Below are 20,135 nucleotides of genomic sequence, written 5' to 3'. Positions count from 1 at the left end.
ACACGCTTTTCCTGGGATTGCTTTAGCCGGCACGCCGCATGCGGGCCGCGTAGAAGCCGTCGAGGCCGGAAATCGCGGGTGCGCCCAGCACCATGTCGGCGGGCGTGGTGCGCAGCGCGCCATCCGATGTGAGGAACGGGTCGAGACAGGCAAATTCACCCGGCCGGATCGGATCGGTGGTCACCCCCGGATTGTCGACCAGGAAGGCGCGGTAGAGTTCCTCGCCTTCCCGCGGATCGAGCGAACAATTGGAAAAGACGATCCGGCCGCCGGGCCTGACCAGCATCACGGCGCGGGCGAGCAACCTGCGTTGCAGGTCGGCGAGTTTTTCGACGTCCGCCGCCGTCTTGGTCCAGGGCACGTCGGGATGTCGCCGAACGGTGCCGGTCGAGGAACATGGCGCGTCGAGAAGCACGGCGTCGAACAACTCCGCCGGCTCGTATTTGAGCAGGTCGGCCTGGACGATTTCGGCGGGGAGGCCGAGGCGGGCAAGGTTCTGCGTCAACCGCGCCAGCCGGTTCTTCGAAGTGTCGACGGCGGTGACCTTGGCACCGGCGAGAATGAGCTGCGCGGTCTTGCCGCCGGGCGCGGCGCAGAGATCGGCGACGCGCAATCCGCTGACATCGCCGAACAGTCTTGCCGGCAAGCTGGCCGCCGCGTCCTGGACCCACCATGCACCCTCCGCGAAGCCCGGCAATTCGGTGACGGCGCCGGCAAGCTTCTCCACCCGAACCGTTCCCGTCGGCAGGACAATGCCGCCAAGCTTTTCGGCCCAGGGTTCGGGATCGGCCTTGACCGAGAAATCGACCGGCGCCTCGTGGCGGTGGGCAGCCAGGATCTGCCGGGCCTTCTCGGCGCCGTAGGCGGCCTTCAGCCGGTCGGAAAACCATTTCGGCGCTTCGTCGGTGGCGGCAAGCGCGGCCGGAAGCTCGGACTCCTTGGCCCGCGCGAGCGTGCGCAGCACACCGTTGACCAGGCCGGAAAAGCGCTGCGTGCGGGGATCGGACTTGGCGTGGGTCACCGCGAGGTCGACGGCGGCGCTGTCGGGAATATCGAGGAACAGGATCTGCGCCGCCGCCACATGCAGGATATGCGACAAGGCGGTCGCGTTGGGCGGCAGCGGCTTTTCCAGGCGCCGCGCCAGGAGTCCCGCTATGGTCATGCGGTAGCGCAGCGCGGTGACCAGTATGGCGCGTACCAGGCCACGGTCGCGCAGATCGAGCGCCTTGTATTGCGGATGGCCGTTCTCGTGATCGGTCAGGCCGTCGAGCGGCGTGCGGGCGTCGATGACGGCGGCCATCAGCCGCGCCGCCGCCTTGCGCGCGGCGAGGCCGGCAACGAATTCGCTGCCGGCATTGTGATCCTGATCGCCTGGAACCGTGCGTCGAGGTGCCCTGCCCGCGACGCTCACGACCACCGGCCCTTGGGCCCGGTCGGATTGCGACCCCACGGATTGGATTTTGGGCTGGCCGGCTCGGCCGCCCGTTCCGGCGCGGTTGGCTTGCCCCACGGTCCGGTCATCTCCGGCTCGTCAGCCTGCGTTGACATCGGCGCTTGGCGCTGCGTGGCTGGCGGAGTGCCTTCGCCCATCCGCTGTGCCATCGCCTGCAGCGCGGCGATGCGGTTGTCGGTGCTCGGATGGGTGGAGAACAGACTGTCCATGCGCTCGCCATGCAGGGGGTTGATGATGAAGAGATGCGCCATCGCCGGATTGCGCTCGGCATCGGGATTGGGAATGCGTTCGGCCCCGCGGGCGATCTTGTCAAGCGCGGAGGCCAGCCACAGCGGGTGTCCACAGATTTCGGCGCCGCGCCGGTCGGCCTCGTACTCGCGAGTACGGCTGACCGCCATCTGCACGATCATGGCGGCGAAGGGCGCCACGATCATCGCCGCCAGCACGCCGACAAAGCCGAACGGATTGTTGTTTTCGCGGCTGCCGCCGAGGAAAAAGGCGAAATTGCCGAGCATCGAGATGGCGCCGGCAAAGGTGGCGACGATGGTCATGGTCAGCGTGTCGCGGTGCTGGACGTGGGCGAGCTCATGCGCCATCACGGCGGCGACCTCCTCATGGGTCAGCCGCTGCAGCAGGCCGGTGGAGGCGGCGACCGCCGCGTTCTGCGGATTGCGGCCGGTGGCAAAGGCATTCGGTTGCGGATTGTCGATCAGATAGGTCCTGGGCATCGGCAGGCCGGCCTGTTTGGCCAGCGCCTGGACGATGGCGTAATATTCCGGCGCGTTTTTCTCGTCGACCTCGACGGCGCGATTCATCGACAGCACCATCTTGTCGGCGTTCCAGTAGCTGAACAAATTGGTGCCGGCGGCAATGACCAACGCGATCATCATGCCGCCCGAACCGCCGATCAAAAAACCGACGCCCATGAACAGCGCCGTCATGGCGGCGAGAAGCATGGCGGTGCGAATGGTGTTCATCGTCTGCTCCTGTCCGGATGGTGGTGAAAAAGGCTCGATCCTCGTGAGGTCATCGCTATATGATGGGAAACGCCCGTTCCCGTTTCAATCCACTGGAAATATCGCATGAACGACGAAACCAGTAAAACGCCGCCCGGCCCGGACGATGGCACGCCGCCACGGGAGCTGACGCCCGCCGCCCGCCGCGCGCTGCAGGAAGCCGAGGCAAGGCGGCAGGACTACCGCCGCAAGGAAGCAGCACTTCCGCGGGAGATCGGCGGCCGTGGCGGCAAGGAGCCCGGCCGCTATGGTGACTGGGAGGTCAAAGGCCTGACCAGTGATTTCTAGCGACTGATCTCAAGCAGCGTTGCGCTGCGGCTCGAGCGCAACCCAGCCTCGCTCGTCGACGGTGATGCCGATTGCGTCATAACCTGATATCGCGGCGTGCTGTGTTGCCAGGGGGTGCTGGTGCGTGGCGTTGATCACCATGACCGAAGCGCCCGCCGCCTCCGCCGCCGCGATGCCGGCCGGGGCGTCCTCGAACACCAGGCAATCGCGCGCGTCGAAGCCAAGGCGTCTTGCGCCGAGCTGGAAGCAATCTGGCGCCGGCTTGCCGCGGGAAACGTCCTCCGCCGCGACGAGGACCGCGGGGACGGGAATGCCGGCGACCTTCATGCGTGCAAGCGCCAACGAGCGTGGCGCCGAGGTTACGATCGCCCAGCGCTCCGGCGGCAGGGAATTGAGGAATGCCACGGCGCCGGCGATCTGGACGATGCCGTCGAGATCGTCGGCCTCGGCCTTCAGCAGCAGATCCGCTTCGTGTCCCGGGTCGACGCCCGGAAGCGCCAGGGCGGTGATGGTCTCGATCGCCCGTACGCCGTGGATCGTCGGCAGGAAGGCCGCGACATCGAGGTCGTGGCGCCGCGCCCAATCGCCCCAGACCCGCTCCGCCGAGGCGATGGAATTGATGAGCGTGCCGTCCATATCGAAGAGGAAGGCGGCGAATTTTCTGCCAGCAAACATGATTTTCCTTGAAGTGTGGGGGAGGGGTCGAGGGAGGACGCAACCGTAACGCCAAGGCGCTGACATGGAAAGGCGCGCGAGCGCATTTGGGGAAGGGCGCGGGAGCGCATTTGGGACGCGATCCAGGGAACCACCGTCACCTTGCAACGTTTCAAACGTACAATTCCCACCCCGCGAACCAAGGGACGATGCCCATGCTGATACGCCTCGGCTATGAGATTGCCATCGAATGCGCCGAGGCCACTCCGGTGATTTCGCTGCTCGAGATTCACAAGGACAGGCAGGCCGACATCAAGCGGCAGACGCGTGTCCTGACCTCGCCTTCGGTGCCGACCAGACTCTATCATGACCTGCACGGCAATGCCTGCCGCCGCTTCACGGCGCCGGCCGGCGGCTTTCGCATCCTTTATGACGCGGTCGTGGAGGACAGCGGCGAGACGGATGAGGTCAATACGCTGGCCCGGGAAATGCCCGTCGCCGAGCTGCCCGACGAGGTGCTGTTCTATCTCCTGGGCAGCCGCTATTGCGAGACGGATCATCTGAGTAACCTTGCCTGGCAGCTCTTCGGCCATCTTCCTTCCGGCTGGGCGCGGGTGCAGGCGATCGTCGACTATGTCCATAACCGCCTGTCCTTCGGCTACGGCTATGCCCGTTCGACCCGCACCGCCGCGCAAGCGCACGAGGAACGTGTCGGGGTGTGCCGAGACTTTGCCCATCTGGCGATCACGCTCTGCCGCTGCATGAACATTCCGGCGCGCTACGTGAACGGCTACCTCGGCGATATCGGCGTGCCGGCGGATCCCGCGCCGATGGATTTCTCGGCCTGGATGGAAGCCTTCCTGGACGGCAAGTGGTATACATTCGACCCGCGCCACAACCGGCCGAGGACCGGTCGCGTCGTCATTGCGCGCGGCCGCGACGCCACCGACGTTCCCTTGCTGCACAGTTTCGGCCCGCACCGGCTGAGCTTGTTCAAGGTATGGACCTACGAACAGGAAGGCAGGCTGTTCAATCCACCCTATCACGGCATCGACAGGACGGTCAGCGCGCGGATGCTGGCCTAGCTGCGTTGATATTCAGGTGAGGCCGGGCTGCAAATGGCTTGGCCTGACCTGAATCTCAACACACCTGGCCGGGTTTGTGCCTCGACATGCTTCGCAATCCTGGGACAGTTGGCCCGCTTCGGGACAGAGATGCTGTGCCGCAACAAGACGTCGCCGGACACCGGACCAGCACTTCGCTATGGGCATGGTAAGCGTCCGGTAAAGGTGCGCGCGGATACACGCTGACGTTTACCGACCGTTCACCTTCTTACCCCGTGAAAATCCAATAAAAGCAATGTTCTGCTGGTGAATTCCCGATCGCGGATCGGGTAGCCTCCCGTTCCGGCTGGAATCCTGCATTGCCCCCGATGCGGCGACGAGGCCGAGGCAAGTGGAGGCTGTTGGATGCGGAATTACGGGGGTCTTGTTCACGCGGTCGGCGGCTTCGCCAGGGACCGCAGTGGAAATTTCGCGGTCCTGTTCGGCTTTGCTGCCTCGGTCTTGGCGCTGGCCGCAGGCTTCTCGGTCAATATCACGCAACTCTACAACGCCAGATCGAGCCTGCAGGGCGTGCTCGACGCGGCCGTGACATCGACGGCACGTGACCTGACCACCGGCGCCAGCAAGGAGGCCGACGCAAACAAATCCGTGCAGGCCTTTCTCGACGCCAACGGCGCGGCGGGCATTCTGCACGCTGGCCAGATCGTGCTCGACAAGCTGATCGTCGACAGGACCGCCAACACGGTCCGGGCGGATGCCCACGTCGATGTCGGCCTCTATTTCCCGTTGTTCAGCACCGGTGACATGCAGCGCGTCGGCGCTTCCACCACAGCGCTCTATTCCGACAAGCAGATAGAGGTAGCCATGATGCTCGACATAACGGGATCGATGGCCAGGCGGGGCAACGTCAACAAGATCGGCGATCTGAAAGTCGCCGCGACGAACGCCGTCAAGACGATGCTCGAGAACCAAGACCCGAAGAACCCCCGCGTCCGTGTCGCGATTGTGCCCTATGCATCTGGCGTGAACGCTGGAAAACTGGCCGAAAACGTCTATGCCGAGAAGCAAGGGAGTTCTGAACTACCACCCGTCGCCGGCAGTTCGCTTCTCGTTGCCAAGACGGGCAAAAATCTGCTGCCGTCCTTCAGCGACTACGTCTCCATTGTTGGGGCGGCCATGCCACACCCGGATAATTGCGCTACCGAGCGCAAGAATAAGAACGGCGATGCCGACTTGAGCGCCGATGGCCCAGACACGGTTCGCACAGACAGGAACGGCAAGAAATATTATGCCCTGGTAAATCGGGACGATCATCTCAGCGACCAGGGAATGAACAAGTGTCCTGACGCGCAAGTGATCCCGCTGACCGCGGATTCGGAGGCATTGCTTGATTCGATCGACGACTTCCAGGCCGATGGTTATACGGCCGGCGCGATCGCCATTCAGTGGACCTATTATATGCTGTCGCCGCAATGGCGCGCTGCGATCGAGAATGCCGGTCTCGGCAACGGCGCTTCGAACGCCGATGCGAAGAAGGTCGCCAAGGTTGCGATCCTGATGACCGATGGCCAGTTCAATACCGCCTTCGCGGGTGTTGCTGGGAGATACAACAGCCAGGGCAATCTTGCGCGCGGCAATGCTGAAACGCTGTGCGACAATATGAAAAATGACGACATCGAGATTTTCACCATCGGCTTCGACCTCAACGATAAGGATATGTCGGCAACCGAGAGGGATCAGGCAAAGGCGGTGCTAAAGGATTGTTCTTCGAAAGACGCCTCCGCCGCCGAGAGACATTATTTCGAGGTGTCCACCGGGCTGGAATTGGATAATGCCTTTCAGGAAATCATCCGCAACACCGAAAAGGTCGTACTGACCCAATAGACCGTAAAAAGGAAAAGGCCGCCGCTTCTTTCGAAGCCGGCGGCCTTCCGTGTTTCCGTCCATGGCGCGGCTCAATGGTGGTGACGCTTACGTCACCGACCGCGCATCTCGCGCCTTAACGGGAAGACTGCTTCCCGAAAGTGCAATCCGCTGAGCCCACGTTCTGGAAAACGAAATCACTCGACATCGGATCACCTCCTTTCGATTTGTTGAACACACACTCATGATGGGGTGCGTTGCAGCAAATGACAAGATGCCGGGTGGAAAAAGCGTGACGTGCTTGCGATCCGCGGCCCAAAAGGACAACATCGCGTCATCGACCGCGAGGAAGAGCATGGACGCCACCGAAAGAGCTGCGCGCATCGTTCGAACGGTAGTCGAGGCGGTCAAGCCCGGCTTCGCGGTCAGGCTGTGGACCGGCGAGCGGATCGGCCCCGCCACCGGCCCCGTGCTGATCATCAACGACCACGATATTGTCTGGCAGATCGTTCGCCGACCGTCCCTGTCGACCCTTATCGAGATGTGGATTTCCAAGGCAGTCGACATCGAGGACGGATCGCTGTTCGATTTCTATGCCCTGCCTTCGACGGGCAAGCTGCGGTCGAAGCTGAAGGCGTTGCCCAAACGGGCGCTTCTGCGTGACTTGCCGGCGGTGCTGTTTTCGAGAAAGCAGATGGCGTCGCGGGTCGATCTCGCGGGGCGCAACCCGTTCGTCAGCGGCTCCAGCAAGGAGGCGATCCAGCATCACTATGACATCTCGAATGCCTTTTACGGGCTCTTTCTCGACGAGCGCATGGTCTATAGCTGCGGGTATTTCCAGGATTTCGCAAACGGCATCGACGAGGCGCAGGTCGACAAGCTCGACCATATCTGCCGCAAGCTTCGGCTGAAGCCCGGCGAAAGATTGCTCGATATCGGCTGCGGCTGGGGCGCGATGCTGATCCACGCCGCGAAAAACTATGGTGTCGTCGGACACGGCGTCTCGCTGTCGCAAGCCCAGACCTCACTAGCGCGCGAGCGCATTCGCGCCGAGGGTCTGGAGGACAAGATCACCATCGAGATAAAGTCCTATGCGGAGCTCACCGGCACCTTCGACAAGATATCGTCCATCGGCATGTTCGAGCATCTGGGCCTGGCAAACCATGCCGCTTATTTCTCCGCTGTCCACCGGCTGCTGAAACCGGGCGGCATCTATCTGCATCACGCCATCACCAGGCGCAGCAAGGGCGACGTCAAGAAGACCCTGCGCAAGGGGCCGGAATACAAGGCGCTGATCAAATACATCTTCCCGGGTGGCGAACTCGACACGATCGGCATGACATCAAGCAATCTCGAAGCACACGGCTTCCTCGTCTATGATGTCGAGAATTTGCGCGAGCACTATGCCCGCACCTGCAGGCTGTGGGCCGAGCGTCTGCAGGCGCGGTTCGACGAGGCGATCGCCGAGGTCGGCGAAGCCAAGGCGCGGCTGTGGCTGCTTTATCTGAGCGGCTGCTCCATCACCTTCGAACGCGCCTCGGCGCAGATATTCCAGACTGTCGCCACCAAACGCGCGCGAGGCCCGAGCGGCCTGCCACCGACGCGGGCGGATCTCTATCGATAGGCTTGGGCCGGAAGGTCAGACGAACCGCATCGGCGCGCCGATCCCGACCCGGCCGGGCCGGTCGACGGTGCAGTAGACGCCGAGATTGTGGGCGTTGTGGCGGACCAGATTGCGCAGGATGCCCGGATCATCGTCGAAACCATCCTGGGCGATGATGGTGAAGCCGCAGCGCCGGCACGGCTCGGAGACGGTCAGGACGAGGTCGCCGATGGCGAGCTTCTTGCCGATCCATTCGGTTTCGGGAAACGAGCCGTCGACCGAGGCCATGTCGACGACGATGTTGGGACGGAAACGGCGCGGATCGGCGGCCCCCTCCGGATGGAGCGCCTTCAGCCGTGCCAGCGAGGCCGTGGTCAGGAGATGGATCGGCGCCTTGCGGTAGCGCTCCGCGGTCAGCGGCCCGGCGTAGCCGGCCGCGCTCTCCCCGTGGAACGGTCGGATCGACGCGCCGAAGCCGAGATAGGCCGACACGGCGCGGTCGCATTCGGGGCCGGGGGCGGCGAGCCAGTCGCCATCGGGGACGGCGATTTCCAGTTCGCTGTCGCGGCTCAGCCGGGTGCGGATGCGCGGCACCTTGTGCCATTTCACGTCGCGATCCGGCCGGGCGATCTCATTGTCCGAAGCATCGACAAGGCCGAACAGGCGGTCGCCCTCGATCCCAGCCGGTCCAACCAGGATGGTGTCCCGGCGCTCGCCGGCGAGCGAACTTGCCGGATAGCGCCACAACTGAGTGACGGTGCCCAATACCGCATCTTCCCGCATCAGCCCTTCTTGTTCTGCCTGTTGGCAACGAGGTCGTCGACCACGGCCGGATCGGCAAGCGTCGAGGTGTCGCCGAGTGCGGAAAAATCATCCTCGGCGATCTTGCGCAGGATGCGGCGCATGATCTTGCCCGAACGCGTCTTGGGCAGGCCGGGCGCGAACTGGATCTTGTCCGGCGTGGCGATGGCGCCAATCTCCTTGCGGACATGGGCGACAAGCTCCTTGCGCAGATCCTCGCTCGGCTGCCCGCCGGCCATCAGGGTGACGTAGCAATAGATGCCTTGGCCCTTGATATCATGGGGATAGCCGACGACGGCGGCCTCGGAAACCTTGTCATGGCTGACCAGGGCCGATTCGACCTCGGCCGTGCCCATGCGGTGGCCGGAGACGTTGATGACGTCGTCGACGCGGCCGGTGATCCAGTAGTAGCCATCGGCGTCGCGGCGGCAGCCGTCACCGGTGAAGTATTTTCCTTTGTAGGCGGAGAAATAGGTCTGCACGAAACGGTCGTGATCGCCATAGACGGTGCGCATCTGGCCGGGCCAGGAATCGGTGATGCAGAGGTTGCCGTCGGCCGCACCGTCCACCACCTTGCCCTCGCTATCGACCAGCTGCGGCTTGATGCCGAAGAAGGGCCGTGTCGCCGAACCCGCCTTGAGGTCGGTGGCGCCAGGCAGCGGCGTGATCAGGATGCCGCCGGTCTCGGTCTGCCACCATGTATCGACGATCGGGACCCTGCCGTCGCCGACGACGTTGAAATACCACTCCCATGCTTCCGGGTTGATCGGCTCGCCGACCGAGCCCAGCACGCGCAGCGACTTGCGAGAGGTCTTCTTCACATGCGCGTCGCCGGCACCCATTAGCGCGCGCAGCGCCGTCGGCGCGGTGTAGAAGATGTTGACCTTGTGCTTGTCGATGACTTCCCAGAAGCGCGACTGAGAGGGGTAGTTCGGCACGCCTTCGAACATCAGCGTGGTGGCGCCGTTGGCGAGCGGCCCGTAGACGATGTAGCTGTGGCCGGTTACCCAGCCGACATCTGCGGTGCACCAGTAGATGTCGCCGTCATGATAGTCGAAGACATATTGGTGCGTCATCGAGACATAGACGAGGTAGCCGGCGGTGGTATGCAGCACGCCTTTCGGCTTGCCGGTCGAGCCCGACGTGTAGAGGATGAACAGCGGATCCTCCGCCTTCATCTTCTCCGGCTTGCAATCAGACTTAACCGTCGCGACTTCGTCGTGATACCAGACATCGCGTCCCGGCGCCCAGCCGATCTTGCCGCCGGTGCGGCGCACGACCACAACGGTCTTGACCTTGACATGGTGCTTGGCGGCGATGTCGATCGCCTTGTCGGTGTTTTCCTTGAGCTGAATGGGTTTGCCGCCGCGCAGACCCTCATCGGCGGTGATGACGAAGGTCGATTCGCAATCGACGATGCGACCGGCCAAGGCGTCCGGCGAAAAGCCGCCGAAGACGACCGAATGGATAGCGCCGATACGCGTGCAGGCCAGCATCGCGTAGGCCGCCTCCGGGATCATCGGCATGTAGATGGTGACGCGGTCGCCTTTCTTGACGCCGTGCTTCTTCATCACATTGGCGAGCCGGCAGACGTGCCCGTAGAGTTCGTTGTAGGTGATTTTCTTGTCGTCGTAGGGGTTGTCGCCTTCCCAGATGATGGCGGTCTGGTCGCCGCGCTTCTTCAGGTGGCGGTCGATGCAATTGTACGAGACATTGGTCTGGCCATCCTCGAACCACTTGATCGAGACCTTGCCGTCGAAGGAGGTGTTCTTGACCTTGGAGAAGGGCTTGAACCAATCGATGCGCTTGCCGTGCTTGCCCCAGAACTTGTCCGGGTTCTTCACGCTGTCGGCATACCATTTGAGGTAGGTGTCATTGTCGATCAGGGCGTTCTTCTTCCACGCCGGCTGGACGCGATGGACATGAACCTCGGACATTTCTTGGCTTTCCTCCCGAACCAGTCCGCCGGCTTGAAACGCCCGCGGGATCGCGGCGACGCAGCCGCGAATTCGGCGGCATTATTACCAGTTCCGTCGCGACGGCAACATTAGACGTTGGATTCGCGCGGCGGGATGCCGCAGGGGCGCTTTCCGGAACTGTCAGCACTCGACGTGGTTCGCTGCTAACCGCATGTTTTTACCCGAGAAGTTCCCTTTGAGACCAACAAAAATCAATAGACAGTTAAGTACCGGCGCGCACAATTGGCAGCTGGGAGGAAAGGAGAATCAACCAGGGGACCACCCAAGGGGACCATAATGCGCGACCATCTTGAAATGGACCTGATGCTCAAAGGCTACGGTCTGACCACGGCCAAGATTCTTTATCATTTTCCCGACCACCCGCATCTCTTGCAGAGCTTCGTCTGGCAGGACTACGACATCGCTCCGAAGTTTCCGGTGCTGATCCGGTTCATCGAATTCTGGAAAGCCAAGCTCGACGGGCCACTGCATTCGGTGGTCTACACGCACCAGAAGCTGATCGCGCCGAATGAATGGCGCAAGGTGGATGGGGAGTTCGTGCTGCATTGAGCGGTGATACAGCTGATCTCCCCCGCCAGGGGGGAGATTGGCAGCTTCAACGCCAGCGCGGCTCACACCGCCGGCGGGTTCAGCCGGGCGAAGCCTTCCTGACGCCGGTAGGGGAAGTACGGGTAGGGCGCGGTGACTTCGCTTGCGGCATCGAGCTTCTTCACCTGCTCCGGTGTCAGCGCCCAGCCGACGGCGCCAAGGTTTTGGCGCAGCTGCTCCTCGTTGCGGGCGCCGATGATAACGGAGGAAACGGTCGGGCGCCGCAGCAGCCAGTTGATGGCGATCTGCGGCACGGTCTTGCCGGTTTCCTGCGCCACCGCGTCGAGCTCATCCATGACCCGATAGAGGTGCTCGTCCCCGACCGGCGGCCCGAAATCAGCCGTCTCGTGCAGCCTGCTCTTTTCCGGCAGAGGCTGGCCACGGCGGATCTTGCCGGTCAGGCGGCCCCAGCCGAGCGGGCTCCACACCAGCGCGCCGACGCCCTGGTCGAGGCCGAGCGGCATCAGCTCCCATTCGTAGTCGCGGCCGAGCAGCGAATAGTAGACCTGATGCGCGGCATAGCGGGGATAGCCGTGCTTCTCCGCCAAGCCGAGCGACTTCATCACCTGCCAGCCGGAGAAGTTGGAGGCGCCGACATAGCGCAGCTTGCCGGAGCCAACGAGGTCATCCAGCGTCGACAGCACTTCCTCGATCGGCGTGCCGGCATCGAAGGCGTGCAGTTGCAGCAGGTCGATATAGTCGGTGCCGAGGCGCTTCAGCGCGGCGTCGACCGACTTGATCAGCCGCGAGCGCGAGGAGCCGTAGTCGCCCGGCCCGTCGCCCATCGGCAGCGCTGTCTTGGTCGAGATCAGCACCGCATCGCGACGGCCCTTGATCGCTTCGCCGAGCACCTCCTCCGAGGCGCCGTTCGAATAGACGTCCGCCGTGTCGAACAGGTTGACGCCGGCCTCGAGACAGATGTCGATCAGCCGCCGCGCTTCCTGCGCGTCGCTGTTGCCCCAGGCGCCGAACAGCGGGCCGGAGCCGCCGAAGGTGCCCGCGCCGAATGAAAGCACCGGGACTTTCAGGCCCGATGCGCCGAGACGTCGATAGTCCATTTTCTTGCTCCTGGTGGTTTGTGAAGAGGTCGAGAGGATTCGGGTGTCGGCTGGCGTCACGACCGGACGGAGACAGGCGCACCTGATGTGGTGCCACCGTCAAGGCGCAGCGCCAGTCCGGCCACGGCGAGCGCCGCGAGCGGCAGCAGGGCGGCAACCCAGGTAAGCGAACCCAGTCCAAGGCCATGGGCGATGACCGCGCCGCCAAGCCAGGCGCCGGCCGCATTGCCGAGATTGAAGGCGGCGATGTTGAACGATGAGGCCAGGCTCTGGCCGGCGCCTTGCGCCTTTTCCAGCACCCACATCTGCAGCGGCGCCACTGTGGCGAAGGCGGCGGCACCGAGCAGGCCGACATAGATCACGGCCATGACCTGGCTGTGGATGGCGAAGCTCATCGTGGCAAGCACCAGCGCCAGCACCACGAGGCTGCCGAGCACCGCCGGCACCAGCCAGCGGTCGGCGACCTTGCCGCCGGCGAGATTGCCGGCGATGAGACCGCCGCCAAAGACGAGCAGGATCGGCGATACGGCGGCTTCGCTGAAGCCACTGATCTCGGTGAGCAACGGGGCGATGTAGGTGAAGACGGCGAAGACGCCGGCATAGCCGAGCACCGTGGTGGCGAGGCCGAGCAGGACGGGCGTGCGGCGCAGCACGGCGAGATCGGCGCGCAGATCGCTCTTCTCTGGCGCTGCCTGGCCGCGCGGCACCAGGGCCAGGATGACGGCGAAGGCCGCGAGGCCGACGGCGGTCACCGCCCAGAAGGTCGCACGCCAGCCAAAGGCCTGGCCGAGCCAGGTGCCAAAGGGCACGCCTAGGATGTTGGCGATGGTCAGGCCGGTGAACATCAGCGCGATCGCCGAAGCCTTCCTGTTGGGCGCGACCAGACCAGTGGCGACGATCGAGCCGACGCCAAAGAACGTGCCATGGGCGAAGGCGGTGATGATGCGGGCACCCATCAGTGTCCAGTAATCGGGCGCCAGCGCACAAGCGAGGTTGCCAATCGTGAAGATCGCCATCAGCGCCAGCAACACGGTTTTGCGCGGCCAGTTGCCCGTGGCGATGGTCAACAAGGGTGCACCGATGACCACACCGAGCGCATAGGCAGAGATCAATTGGCCGGCGGCGGAGATCGACACGCCGAGGTCTTTGCTGACATCGATGAGCAGGCCCATGATGACGAATTCGGTAACACCGATGCCAAAAGCACCGGCGGCGAGGGCATAAAGAGCAAGAGGCATGGCGATTGGTCCCATCTGTCGGCGAAGGACGCTCAGTCCGCGCCCCGGCCCGGAAGATCGTGATCCGCGATGCTGTGAACCAGACTTGCCCAAGGCATACTTCTTGTGAAATAGATTCACAGATGGCCAGGCCCGACGTCAACCGTTCCGGCGAGATCGAAGTCTTCGTGCGCGTCGTCGAGGCGGGCAGTTTTTCGGCCGCGGCGCGGCGGCTGCGGATGACGCCATCGGCGGTGAGCAAGCTGATAGCACGGCTCGAAACCCGGCTTGGGGCGCGGCTTGTCAGCCGCTCGACGCGCAAGCTCCAGCTCACGCCGGAAGGGACGGCGTTCTACGACAGCGGCGTGCGCGTGCTCGCCGACATGGATAAGGCCGAGCGTGAAGCGGCGGCAGGAGCCGCGCCGCGCGGCAGGCTGAGAGTTAACAGCTACGTGCCGTTCGGCCAACACCGGCTGATGGAACTGCTGCCGCGCTTTCTGGAGCGCTATCCCGAAATTTTCGTCGAGGCTGTGCTGACCGACAGCGTGATCGACCTGCTGGAAGAGCGGGCCGATGTCGCGATCCGCGCCGGGCCGCTGCGCGAATCGAGGCTGGTGGCGCGCAAGCTCGGTCAAAGCCGAATGGTGGTGGTCGCGGCACCTTCCTATCTCGAAGCACATGGCACGCCGCGCACGCTGTCCGATCTCGGGCGTCACAACATGCTCGCCTTCAGTTTCGCGCGGCATGTCGACGGCTGGCCTTTTATCGATACGGCAGGCGCGCCGGTGATCACCCCGGTTGTCGGAAACCTGGCATTGACCGATGGCGAGGCGATGCGCCAAACGACCGTCGCCGGGGCCGGCATTGCCCGACTGGCGCGCTGGCATGTCGAGCCCGACATCGCCGCCGGCCGGCTGGTGCCGCTGCTGGAAGATTTCAACCCCGGCGACGAAGAGCCGACGCATGCCGTCTATGTCGGCCAGGGCAAACACCTGCCGGCACGTGTGCGGGCCTTTCTCGACTTTCTTGCCGAGACCGTTCGGCTGTAATCAACGCCGCGCGTCGATGAGACGCGCGGCGTTGAAGGACCGACTTGCCAGCGGTACGCGCTATGCCTTCGGCACGAAAGGCCCCGGACGACGGCCGGCGCCCTGGCGTTCGACCATCCAGCCGGGATATTCGGCGGGTAGTGCGCTCACTTCGTCAAGTCTGGCGAGATCGTCGGCATCGAGCTTGAGGCTGGTGGCGGCAAGGTTCTGCTCGAGCTGGTCCATGCGGCTGGCGCCGATAATTACGCTCATCACGAAAGGCTTTGCCAGGACATAGCCGAGCGCCACGGTCGCGACGCCGACATCATGCTTCTCGGCGACCTCGCGCATGACGGCGACCGCCGCCCAGGCACGGTCCTCGTTGACCGGCGGGAAGTTGAAGGACGCGCGGCGGCCCTCGCCATTGCCCGGCGCGCCGGGCCCGTATTTGCCGGACAGCAGCCCGCCAGCCATCGGCGACCACACCATCAGGCCGAGCTTCTCCTCGTTGATCAGCGGCACGATCTCGCGTTCGAGGTCGCGGCCGGCGATCGAATAATAGGACTGGACGGTCTCGAAGCGGGCAAAGCCCTTGCGGTCGGCGATGCCGAGCGCCTTGGCGATGCGCCAAGCCTGCCAGTTGGAGACACCGACATAGCGGACCTTGCCGCTGGAGACGAGATCATCAAGTGCCCGCAGCGTCTCGTCGATCGGCGTCACCGCATCGGTGCCGTGCAACTGATAGAGATCGATATGGTCGAGCTGCAGCCGCTCCAAGCTGGCGTCGACCGAATCCATGATATGGCCGCGCGAGGAGCCGCGCTGGTTTGGTCCCTCACCCATGGCGCCGTGGACCTTGGTGGCGATGACCACGTTTGACCGGGCAACACCGAGATCCCTAAGCGACTGACCAAGCAGGCGTTCGGACTCGCCGACGGAATAGACGTCGGCCGTGTCGAAGAAGTTGACGCCGGCGGCGATCGAGCGGCCGACGATCTCGTTGACGCCCTTCTGGTCGAGGCTGGCGATCAGGCCCCATTGGGCGTTCTGGCCGGCGGCGCCGAAGGTCATGGTGCCGAGGCAAAGTTCGGAGACGAATAGCCCCGTGTTTCCAAGCTGATTGTAACGCATCGTGAGACTCCAGGAGGATGTGCGGTGACATCAAGGCAAATAGGAACGGCACGTTTCGTTTCAAGCACTGGCATAATGGTGCTTCTGGATCAGGCCCAGCGATATGCACGGCAAGCTGGAAATTCGGACTACCGGCTTCCAAAAATCGCCGAACCGACCCTGACGCTGGTGGCGCCAAAGGCGATCGCGGTCTCGAAGTCGCCGGACATGCCCATCGACAGTTTGGCGACCCCGGCTTCCTTGCCGAGTTTCTCCAACAAGGCGAAGTGGGGGCCGGGGTTCTCGTCCGCCGGCGGGATGCACATCAGGCCTTCGATGCCGAGGCCGTGCACTTCCCGGCAGCGTCTGACGAAGGCGACCGCCTCGCTCGGTTCGATCCCGGCTTTCTGCGGTTCGGAACCGGTGTTCACCTGGACATAGAGTTTTGGCGCACGGCCTTGCCGGACAATTTCCTTGGCGAGCTCCGCGGCGATCTTGTCGCGGTCGACCGTCTCGATGACCTCGAACAGAGCCACCGCTTCCCTCGCCTTGTTCGACTGCAGCGGACCGATCAGGTGCAGTTCGATGTCGGGGAAAGCTTCCTTCAGGTCAGGCCATTTGCCTTGCGCTTCCTGCACGCGGTTTTCGCCGAAGACGCGCTGGCCGGCCTCGATGACCGGGCCTATGTCGGCGGCGTCGAAGGTCTTGGAGACTGCCACCAGCGTCACCGCGCCGGCTTTACGGCCGGCCTCCCGCTCGGCGGCGGCGATCTTCGCCTTGACCGCGAAAAACTGCTGAACGGTGTCGCCCATATGCAAATCCTGCTGTTTTGACCCGCGTTTTTGTCAGCCGCGATGCCCATATGGTTGACGGGTTTGCCAAACCATGGTGAACACCCGGACCACATTTCATGAACTGCCGGGCTCTTGCCCGCAGTCCGTATGCTTTTAAGTGAAAAACCTCCCATGGCAACCGAACGATACAACCCGCGCGCGTCAGAACCCAAATGGCAGAAGGCCTGGGCCGAGAAGAAGCTTTTCGAAGCGCATAATGACGATCCGCGTCCGAAATACTACGTGCTGGAAATGTTCCCCTATCCGTCGGGGCGCATCCATATCGGCCATACCCGCAATTACACGATGGGCGACGTGGTGGCCCGCTACAAGCGCGCCAAGGGTTTCAACGTGCTGCATCCGATGGGCTGGGATGCCTTCGGCATGCCGGCTGAGAACGCCGCGATGCAGAACAAGGTGCATCCCAAGGAATGGACCTACCAGAACATCGCCGCCATGCGCGAGCAGCTCAAGGTAATGGGCCTGTCGCTGGACTGGGCGCGCGAATTCGCCACCTGCGACGTCGATTACTACCACCGCCAGCAGATGCTGTTCCTCGACTTCGTCGAGAAGGGGCTGGTGACGCGCAAATCCTCCAAGGTCAACTGGGATCCGGAGGACATGACGGTGCTCGCCAACGAGCAGGTCATCGACGGGCGCGGCTGGCGCTCCGGCGCGCTGGTTGAACAGCGCGAGCTGACGCAATGGTTCTTCAAGATCACCGACTTTGCCCAGGATTTGCTGGATTCGTTGGACGGTCTCGACGAGTGGCCCGAAAAAGTGAAGCTGATGCAGCAGAACTGGATCGGCCGTTCGGAAGGCCTGCTGATCCGCTGGCCGCTGGCCTCGGAAATCGCCGGCGAGCATGAGCTGGAAGTCTACACGACAAGGCCGGACACCATTTTCGGCGCCTCGTTCATGGCAATCGCCGCCGATCATCCGCTGGCCAAGAAGGCCGCGGCGACCAATCCGGCCCTGGCGAAGTTCATCGACGAAGTGCGCCATATGGGCACTTCGGTGGCGGCGCTCGAGACGGCCGAGAAGAAGGGCTTCGACACCGGCATCCGCGTCGTCCATCCCTTCGACGACAGCTGGACGCTGCCTGTCTACGTCGCCAATTTCGTGCTGATGGAGTACGGCACTGGCGCCATCTTCGGCTGTCCGGCGCATGACCAGCGCGACCTCGACTTCGCCAACAAATACGGCCTGCCGGTGGTGCCGGTGGTGATGCCTGACGGCGCCGATCCCAAGACGTTCCAGATCGTCGACGAGGCCTATGTCGACGATGGCGCGATGATCAATTCGCGGTTCCTCGACGGCATGGCGCCGGACAGCGCTTTCGATGAAGTCGCCAGGCTGCTGGAGCAAAAGACCATCGGCAACCGGCCAATGGCCGAGCGCAAGGTGAATTTCCGCCTGCGCGACTGGGGCATTTCGCGCCAGCGCTACTGGGGCTGCCCGATCCCGATGATCCATTGCGAGGATTGCGGTGTGGTGCCGGTGCCGAAGGCCGATCTGCCGGTCAAGCTGCCCGACGATGTCGATTTCGACCGGCCAGGCAATCCGCTCGACCGTCACCCGACCTGGCGGCATGTGAAGTGCCCGCAATGCGGCAAGGACGCGCGGCGCGAAACCGACACGATGGACACGTTCGTCGATTCGTCCTGGTATTTCGCCCGCTTCACCGCGCCCTGGGCACATGAGCCGACCGATCCCAAGGCAGCGAACGAGTGGCTGGCGGTCGACCAATATATCGGCGGCATCGAGCATGCGATCCTGCATCTGCTCTATTCGCGCTTCTTCACCCGCGCCATGCGCGAGACCGGCCATGTTGCCCTGGCCGAGCCGTTCAAAGGCCTGTTCACGCAAGGCATGGTGGTTCACGAAACCTACCGTGTCGGCTCGGCGTCGAATGGGCGCTGGCTGGCGCCGACCGAGGTTCGTCTGGATGACGTCGACGGCAAGCGCCGCGCCATCGAGGTCGCCACCGGCGAGGCGGTCACCATCGGCCCGCTCGAGAAGATGTCGAAGTCGAAGAAGAACACGGTGAGCCCGGAAGACATCACCGATGGCTACGGCGCCGACACGGCGCGCTGGTTCATGCTGTCGGATTCGCCGCCCGAGCGCGATGTCGAGTGGACCGACGACGGTGCCGCCGGCGCGCATCGCTTCATGCAGCGCATCTGGCGGCTGGTGTCGACGGCGGCTGAGACGTTGGCAGGGGTCACGCCCAAGGCGGCCGATGACGGCGAGGCCGGGGCGGTTTCCAAGGCCGCGCACAAGATCCTGAAGGCGGTCGGCGAAGACATCGAGAAGCTCGCCTTCAACCGCGCCATTGCTCGCATCTATGAACTTGCCAACGCGTTGACAGCCCCGCTCAACGAAGTGGCGGAAGGCAAGGCCGTTCCGGCGCTGAAAAGCGCCTGCCGCGAGGCGGTCGAGATCATGGTGCATCTGATCGCGCCCGTGATGCCGCACCTGGCCGAAGAGTGCTGGGAGACGCTGGGCGGCGTCGATCTGGTGGCCGAACGGCCGTGGCCGGTCTTCGATCCGGCACTGGTCGTCGACAACGAAGTCACCTATCCGGTGCAGGTCAACGGCAAGAAGCGGGGGGATTTGACAATTGCCCGCGACGCGGACCAAGGTGCGGTCGAAAAAGCGGTCTTGGCTCTCGACTTCGTGCAGAAAGCACTTGAAGGTAAGGCTCCGCGCAAGGTGATCATCGTGCCGCAGAGGATCGTCAATGTCGTTGCCTGATCGGGAAAAGACAGAGCTGGGCCGTCTGCTGCGCCGCATCGCGCTTGCCGGCCTCGTCGGTTCGCTGGCGCTCATTTCGGCCTGTCAGGTGCGGCCGCTCTATTCGAGCGCGCCGTTGTCGACGGGCTCGACCGCCAATGCCGAGATGGCATCGATCGCCGTCAAGCCGGTCCGGACGCGCTATGCCCAGCAGGTGCGTAACAATCTGATCTTCGGGTTCGGGCGCGGCGCCGGCGAGCCCGCGTCGCCGCTTTATTCCCTCGACCTCGGCGTGAGCGAAGGCGTTGAATCCTCGGCGCTGGTACAGAATGGAACCGATCAGGACGAGCCGACCGCCGGTTCGGTGACGTTGACCGCGGGCTACACGCTGACCGATGTGAAAACCGGCGCGGTGATCGCCGTCGGCAAGCGGGCGATCACCTCGTCCTTCGACAGGCCGCGTCAGGAGTTTGCCTCCTACCGGGCGCAGATCGACGCCGAGAACCGCGCCGCGCGCGAACTGGCTGAAGCCCTGCAGCTGTCGATCGCCCAGGATCTGGCCCGGCACGGCAAGGCGGCCAGCTAGCGCGTTCGCCGTCTCAAAGAGGGCCGAACGCCCTCTTTCATTCTCGATGTCCCGATCCTGTGTCCGGGCGACGGAAACGCGCCGGCAGCTGGGCTTTTGGCGCCATGTGAATGCTGTCCGCGGGTTTTTCCCGTGACCAAGGTTCGCCCCGCTTTCCAGCCCAGCGCTTCGCCGCGAAAGATGCGTCTCGATCGCTCCAGCGACGCTGACGGGAAGCAACTGTTAACCACTCGCTCCCTATTGCTCGGCAGTCGTTTC

17 protein-coding genes are annotated in these 20,135 nt (G+C 63.7%); 8 read left to right on the top strand and 9 right to left on the bottom strand.

The window, feature by feature from the left end:
- Window positions 1-22: 22 nt before the first annotated feature.
- Both FJ936_RS16010 and htpX read right to left on the bottom strand, forming a co-directional pair.
- Window positions 23-1,411: an RsmB/NOP family class I SAM-dependent RNA methyltransferase gene (locus tag FJ936_RS16010; RefSeq protein ID WP_181763143.1), complete on the bottom strand. Its 1,389-nt coding sequence runs from the start codon at window positions 1,409-1,411 to the stop codon at window positions 23-25.
- Window positions 1,408-2,430, bottom strand: a complete 1,023-nt coding sequence (gene htpX / locus FJ936_RS16005) for a zinc metalloprotease HtpX (protein WP_141906763.1) — start codon at window positions 2,428-2,430, stop codon at window positions 1,408-1,410. The genes FJ936_RS16010 and htpX overlap by 4 nt, the downstream gene beginning before the upstream one ends.
- A gap of 105 nt (window positions 2,431-2,535) precedes the next feature.
- On the opposite strand from htpX, the gene FJ936_RS16000 reads away from it, so the two are divergent.
- Window positions 2,536-2,757, top strand: coding sequence for a DUF1674 domain-containing protein (locus FJ936_RS16000; RefSeq protein ID WP_015315148.1), 222 nt, complete (start codon window positions 2,536-2,538; stop codon window positions 2,755-2,757).
- A 9-nt stretch (window positions 2,758-2,766) separates the two neighbouring features.
- Here FJ936_RS16000 and FJ936_RS15995 read toward each other — a convergent pair whose 3' ends face one another.
- Window positions 2,767-3,432 carry an HAD-IA family hydrolase gene (locus FJ936_RS15995; RefSeq protein ID WP_140790079.1) on the bottom strand — a complete coding sequence of 222 codons (666 nt, stop codon included), beginning with the start codon at window positions 3,430-3,432 and terminating at the stop codon, window positions 2,767-2,769.
- 194 nt (window positions 3,433-3,626) lie between these two features.
- Here FJ936_RS15995 and FJ936_RS15990 point away from each other — a divergent pair, with 194 nt between their 5' ends.
- From FJ936_RS15990 to FJ936_RS15980, 3 genes are all read left to right on the top strand, one after another.
- A complete protein-coding gene (locus tag FJ936_RS15990) occupies window positions 3,627-4,496 on the top strand; it encodes a transglutaminase family protein (RefSeq protein ID WP_015315150.1) in 870 nt (289 codons plus the stop codon).
- A 384-nt stretch (window positions 4,497-4,880) separates the two neighbouring features.
- On the top strand, window positions 4,881-6,359 hold the full coding sequence (locus FJ936_RS15985) for a TadE/TadG family type IV pilus assembly protein (protein WP_141906762.1): 1,479 nt from the start codon (window positions 4,881-4,883) through the stop codon (window positions 6,357-6,359).
- A 334-nt stretch (window positions 6,360-6,693) separates the two neighbouring features.
- Window positions 6,694-7,962, top strand: coding sequence for a cyclopropane-fatty-acyl-phospholipid synthase family protein (locus FJ936_RS15980; protein WP_140790075.1), 1,269 nt, complete (start codon window positions 6,694-6,696; stop codon window positions 7,960-7,962).
- Window positions 7,963-7,977: 15 nt separating this feature from the next.
- Here FJ936_RS15980 and FJ936_RS15975 read toward each other — a convergent pair whose 3' ends face one another.
- On the bottom strand, window positions 7,978-8,724 hold the full coding sequence (locus FJ936_RS15975) for an MOSC domain-containing protein (protein ID WP_140790073.1): 747 nt from the start codon (window positions 8,722-8,724) through the stop codon (window positions 7,978-7,980).
- A complete protein-coding gene (acs, locus tag FJ936_RS15970; protein WP_140712403.1) occupies window positions 8,724-10,679 on the bottom strand; it encodes an acetate--CoA ligase in 1,956 nt (651 codons plus the stop codon). Before acs ends, FJ936_RS15975 begins: the two co-directional genes overlap by 1 nt.
- Window positions 10,680-10,997: 318 nt before the next feature.
- Here acs and FJ936_RS15965 point away from each other — a divergent pair, with 318 nt between their 5' ends.
- Complete coding sequence (locus tag FJ936_RS15965; RefSeq protein ID WP_023784217.1) at window positions 10,998-11,270, top strand: usg protein; 273 nt, start codon at window positions 10,998-11,000, stop codon at window positions 11,268-11,270.
- Between the two features lie 62 nt (window positions 11,271-11,332).
- On the opposite strand, the gene FJ936_RS15960 is transcribed toward FJ936_RS15965, so the two are convergent.
- Both FJ936_RS15960 and FJ936_RS15955 read right to left on the bottom strand, forming a co-directional pair.
- Window positions 11,333-12,367, bottom strand: coding sequence for an aldo/keto reductase (locus tag FJ936_RS15960; protein WP_140790071.1), 1,035 nt, complete (start codon window positions 12,365-12,367; stop codon window positions 11,333-11,335).
- A gap of 56 nt (window positions 12,368-12,423) precedes the next feature.
- Entirely contained in the window at window positions 12,424-13,605 is a 1,182-nt protein-coding gene (locus tag FJ936_RS15955) for an MFS transporter (RefSeq protein WP_140790069.1), read from the bottom strand.
- Between the two features lie 122 nt (window positions 13,606-13,727).
- On the opposite strand from FJ936_RS15955, the gene FJ936_RS15950 reads away from it, so the two are divergent.
- Window positions 13,728-14,633, top strand: coding sequence for a LysR family transcriptional regulator (locus FJ936_RS15950; RefSeq protein ID WP_140790067.1), 906 nt, complete (start codon window positions 13,728-13,730; stop codon window positions 14,631-14,633).
- A gap of 60 nt (window positions 14,634-14,693) precedes the next feature.
- Here the strand turns inward: FJ936_RS15950 and FJ936_RS15945 are convergent, their stop codons facing one another.
- The gene (locus tag FJ936_RS15945; protein ID WP_015315159.1) at window positions 14,694-15,743 is read right to left on the bottom strand and encodes an aldo/keto reductase; all 1,050 of its coding nucleotides are present in this window, start codon (window positions 15,741-15,743) and stop codon (window positions 14,694-14,696) included.
- A gap of 128 nt (window positions 15,744-15,871) precedes the next feature.
- Entirely contained in the window at window positions 15,872-16,534 is a 663-nt protein-coding gene (locus FJ936_RS15940; RefSeq protein WP_140790065.1) for a YggS family pyridoxal phosphate-dependent enzyme, read from the bottom strand.
- Window positions 16,535-16,687: 153 nt separating this feature from the next.
- Between FJ936_RS15940 and leuS the strand changes: the two genes are divergently transcribed.
- Together leuS and FJ936_RS15930 are read left to right on the top strand one after the other, a co-directional pair.
- Window positions 16,688-19,312, top strand: a complete 2,625-nt coding sequence (leuS, locus tag FJ936_RS15935) for a leucine--tRNA ligase (RefSeq protein WP_141906761.1) — start codon at window positions 16,688-16,690, stop codon at window positions 19,310-19,312.
- Window positions 19,299-19,877: an LPS assembly lipoprotein LptE gene (locus FJ936_RS15930; RefSeq protein ID WP_015315162.1), complete on the top strand. Its 579-nt coding sequence runs from the start codon at window positions 19,299-19,301 to the stop codon at window positions 19,875-19,877. Before leuS ends, FJ936_RS15930 begins: the two co-directional genes overlap by 14 nt.
- The last annotated feature ends 258 nt before the right edge of the window (window positions 19,878-20,135 follow it).

It is taken from the genome of Mesorhizobium sp. B2-4-13, assembly GCF_006658535.1.
GTDB classification, from domain to species: Bacteria; Pseudomonadota; Alphaproteobacteria; order Rhizobiales; family Rhizobiaceae; genus Mesorhizobium; species Mesorhizobium australicum.
Note: the sequence above shows the minus strand (reverse complement) of the source record. Positions and strands in the feature narration are given on the sequence as shown.

Bases quoted from the DNA above. Each gene is read 5' to 3' on its own strand.
- FJ936_RS15995 (WP_140790079.1), bottom strand. From the start codon at position 3,432: ATGTTTGCTGGCAGAAAATTCGCCGCCTTCCTCTTCGATATGGACGGC.
- FJ936_RS16000 (WP_015315148.1), top strand. From the start codon at position 2,536: ATGAACGACGAAACCAGTAAAACGCCGCCCGGCCCGGACGATGGCACG.
- FJ936_RS15985 (WP_141906762.1), top strand. From the start codon at position 4,881: ATGCGGAATTACGGGGGTCTTGTTCACGCGGTCGGCGGCTTCGCCAGG.
- FJ936_RS15950 (WP_140790067.1), top strand. From the start codon at position 13,728: ATGGCCAGGCCCGACGTCAACCGTTCCGGCGAGATCGAAGTCTTCGTG.
- FJ936_RS15930 (WP_015315162.1), top strand. From the start codon at position 19,299: ATGTCGTTGCCTGATCGGGAAAAGACAGAGCTGGGCCGTCTGCTGCGC.
- FJ936_RS15960 (WP_140790071.1), bottom strand. From the start codon at position 12,367: ATGGACTATCGACGTCTCGGCGCATCGGGCCTGAAAGTCCCGGTGCTT.
- FJ936_RS15955 (WP_140790069.1), bottom strand. From the start codon at position 13,605: ATGCCTCTTGCTCTTTATGCCCTCGCCGCCGGTGCTTTTGGCATCGGT.
- FJ936_RS15980 (WP_140790075.1), top strand. From the start codon at position 6,694: ATGGACGCCACCGAAAGAGCTGCGCGCATCGTTCGAACGGTAGTCGAG.
- FJ936_RS15965 (WP_023784217.1), top strand. From the start codon at position 10,998: ATGCGCGACCATCTTGAAATGGACCTGATGCTCAAAGGCTACGGTCTG.
- leuS (WP_141906761.1), top strand. From the start codon at position 16,688: ATGGCAACCGAACGATACAACCCGCGCGCGTCAGAACCCAAATGGCAG.
- htpX (WP_141906763.1), bottom strand. From the start codon at position 2,430: ATGAACACCATTCGCACCGCCATGCTTCTCGCCGCCATGACGGCGCTG.
- acs (WP_140712403.1), bottom strand. From the start codon at position 10,679: ATGTCCGAGGTTCATGTCCATCGCGTCCAGCCGGCGTGGAAGAAGAAC.
- FJ936_RS15945 (WP_015315159.1), bottom strand. From the start codon at position 15,743: ATGCGTTACAATCAGCTTGGAAACACGGGGCTATTCGTCTCCGAACTT.
- FJ936_RS15990 (WP_015315150.1), top strand. From the start codon at position 3,627: ATGCTGATACGCCTCGGCTATGAGATTGCCATCGAATGCGCCGAGGCC.
- FJ936_RS15975 (WP_140790073.1), bottom strand. From the start codon at position 8,724: ATGCGGGAAGATGCGGTATTGGGCACCGTCACTCAGTTGTGGCGCTAT.
- FJ936_RS15940 (WP_140790065.1), bottom strand. From the start codon at position 16,534: ATGGGCGACACCGTTCAGCAGTTTTTCGCGGTCAAGGCGAAGATCGCC.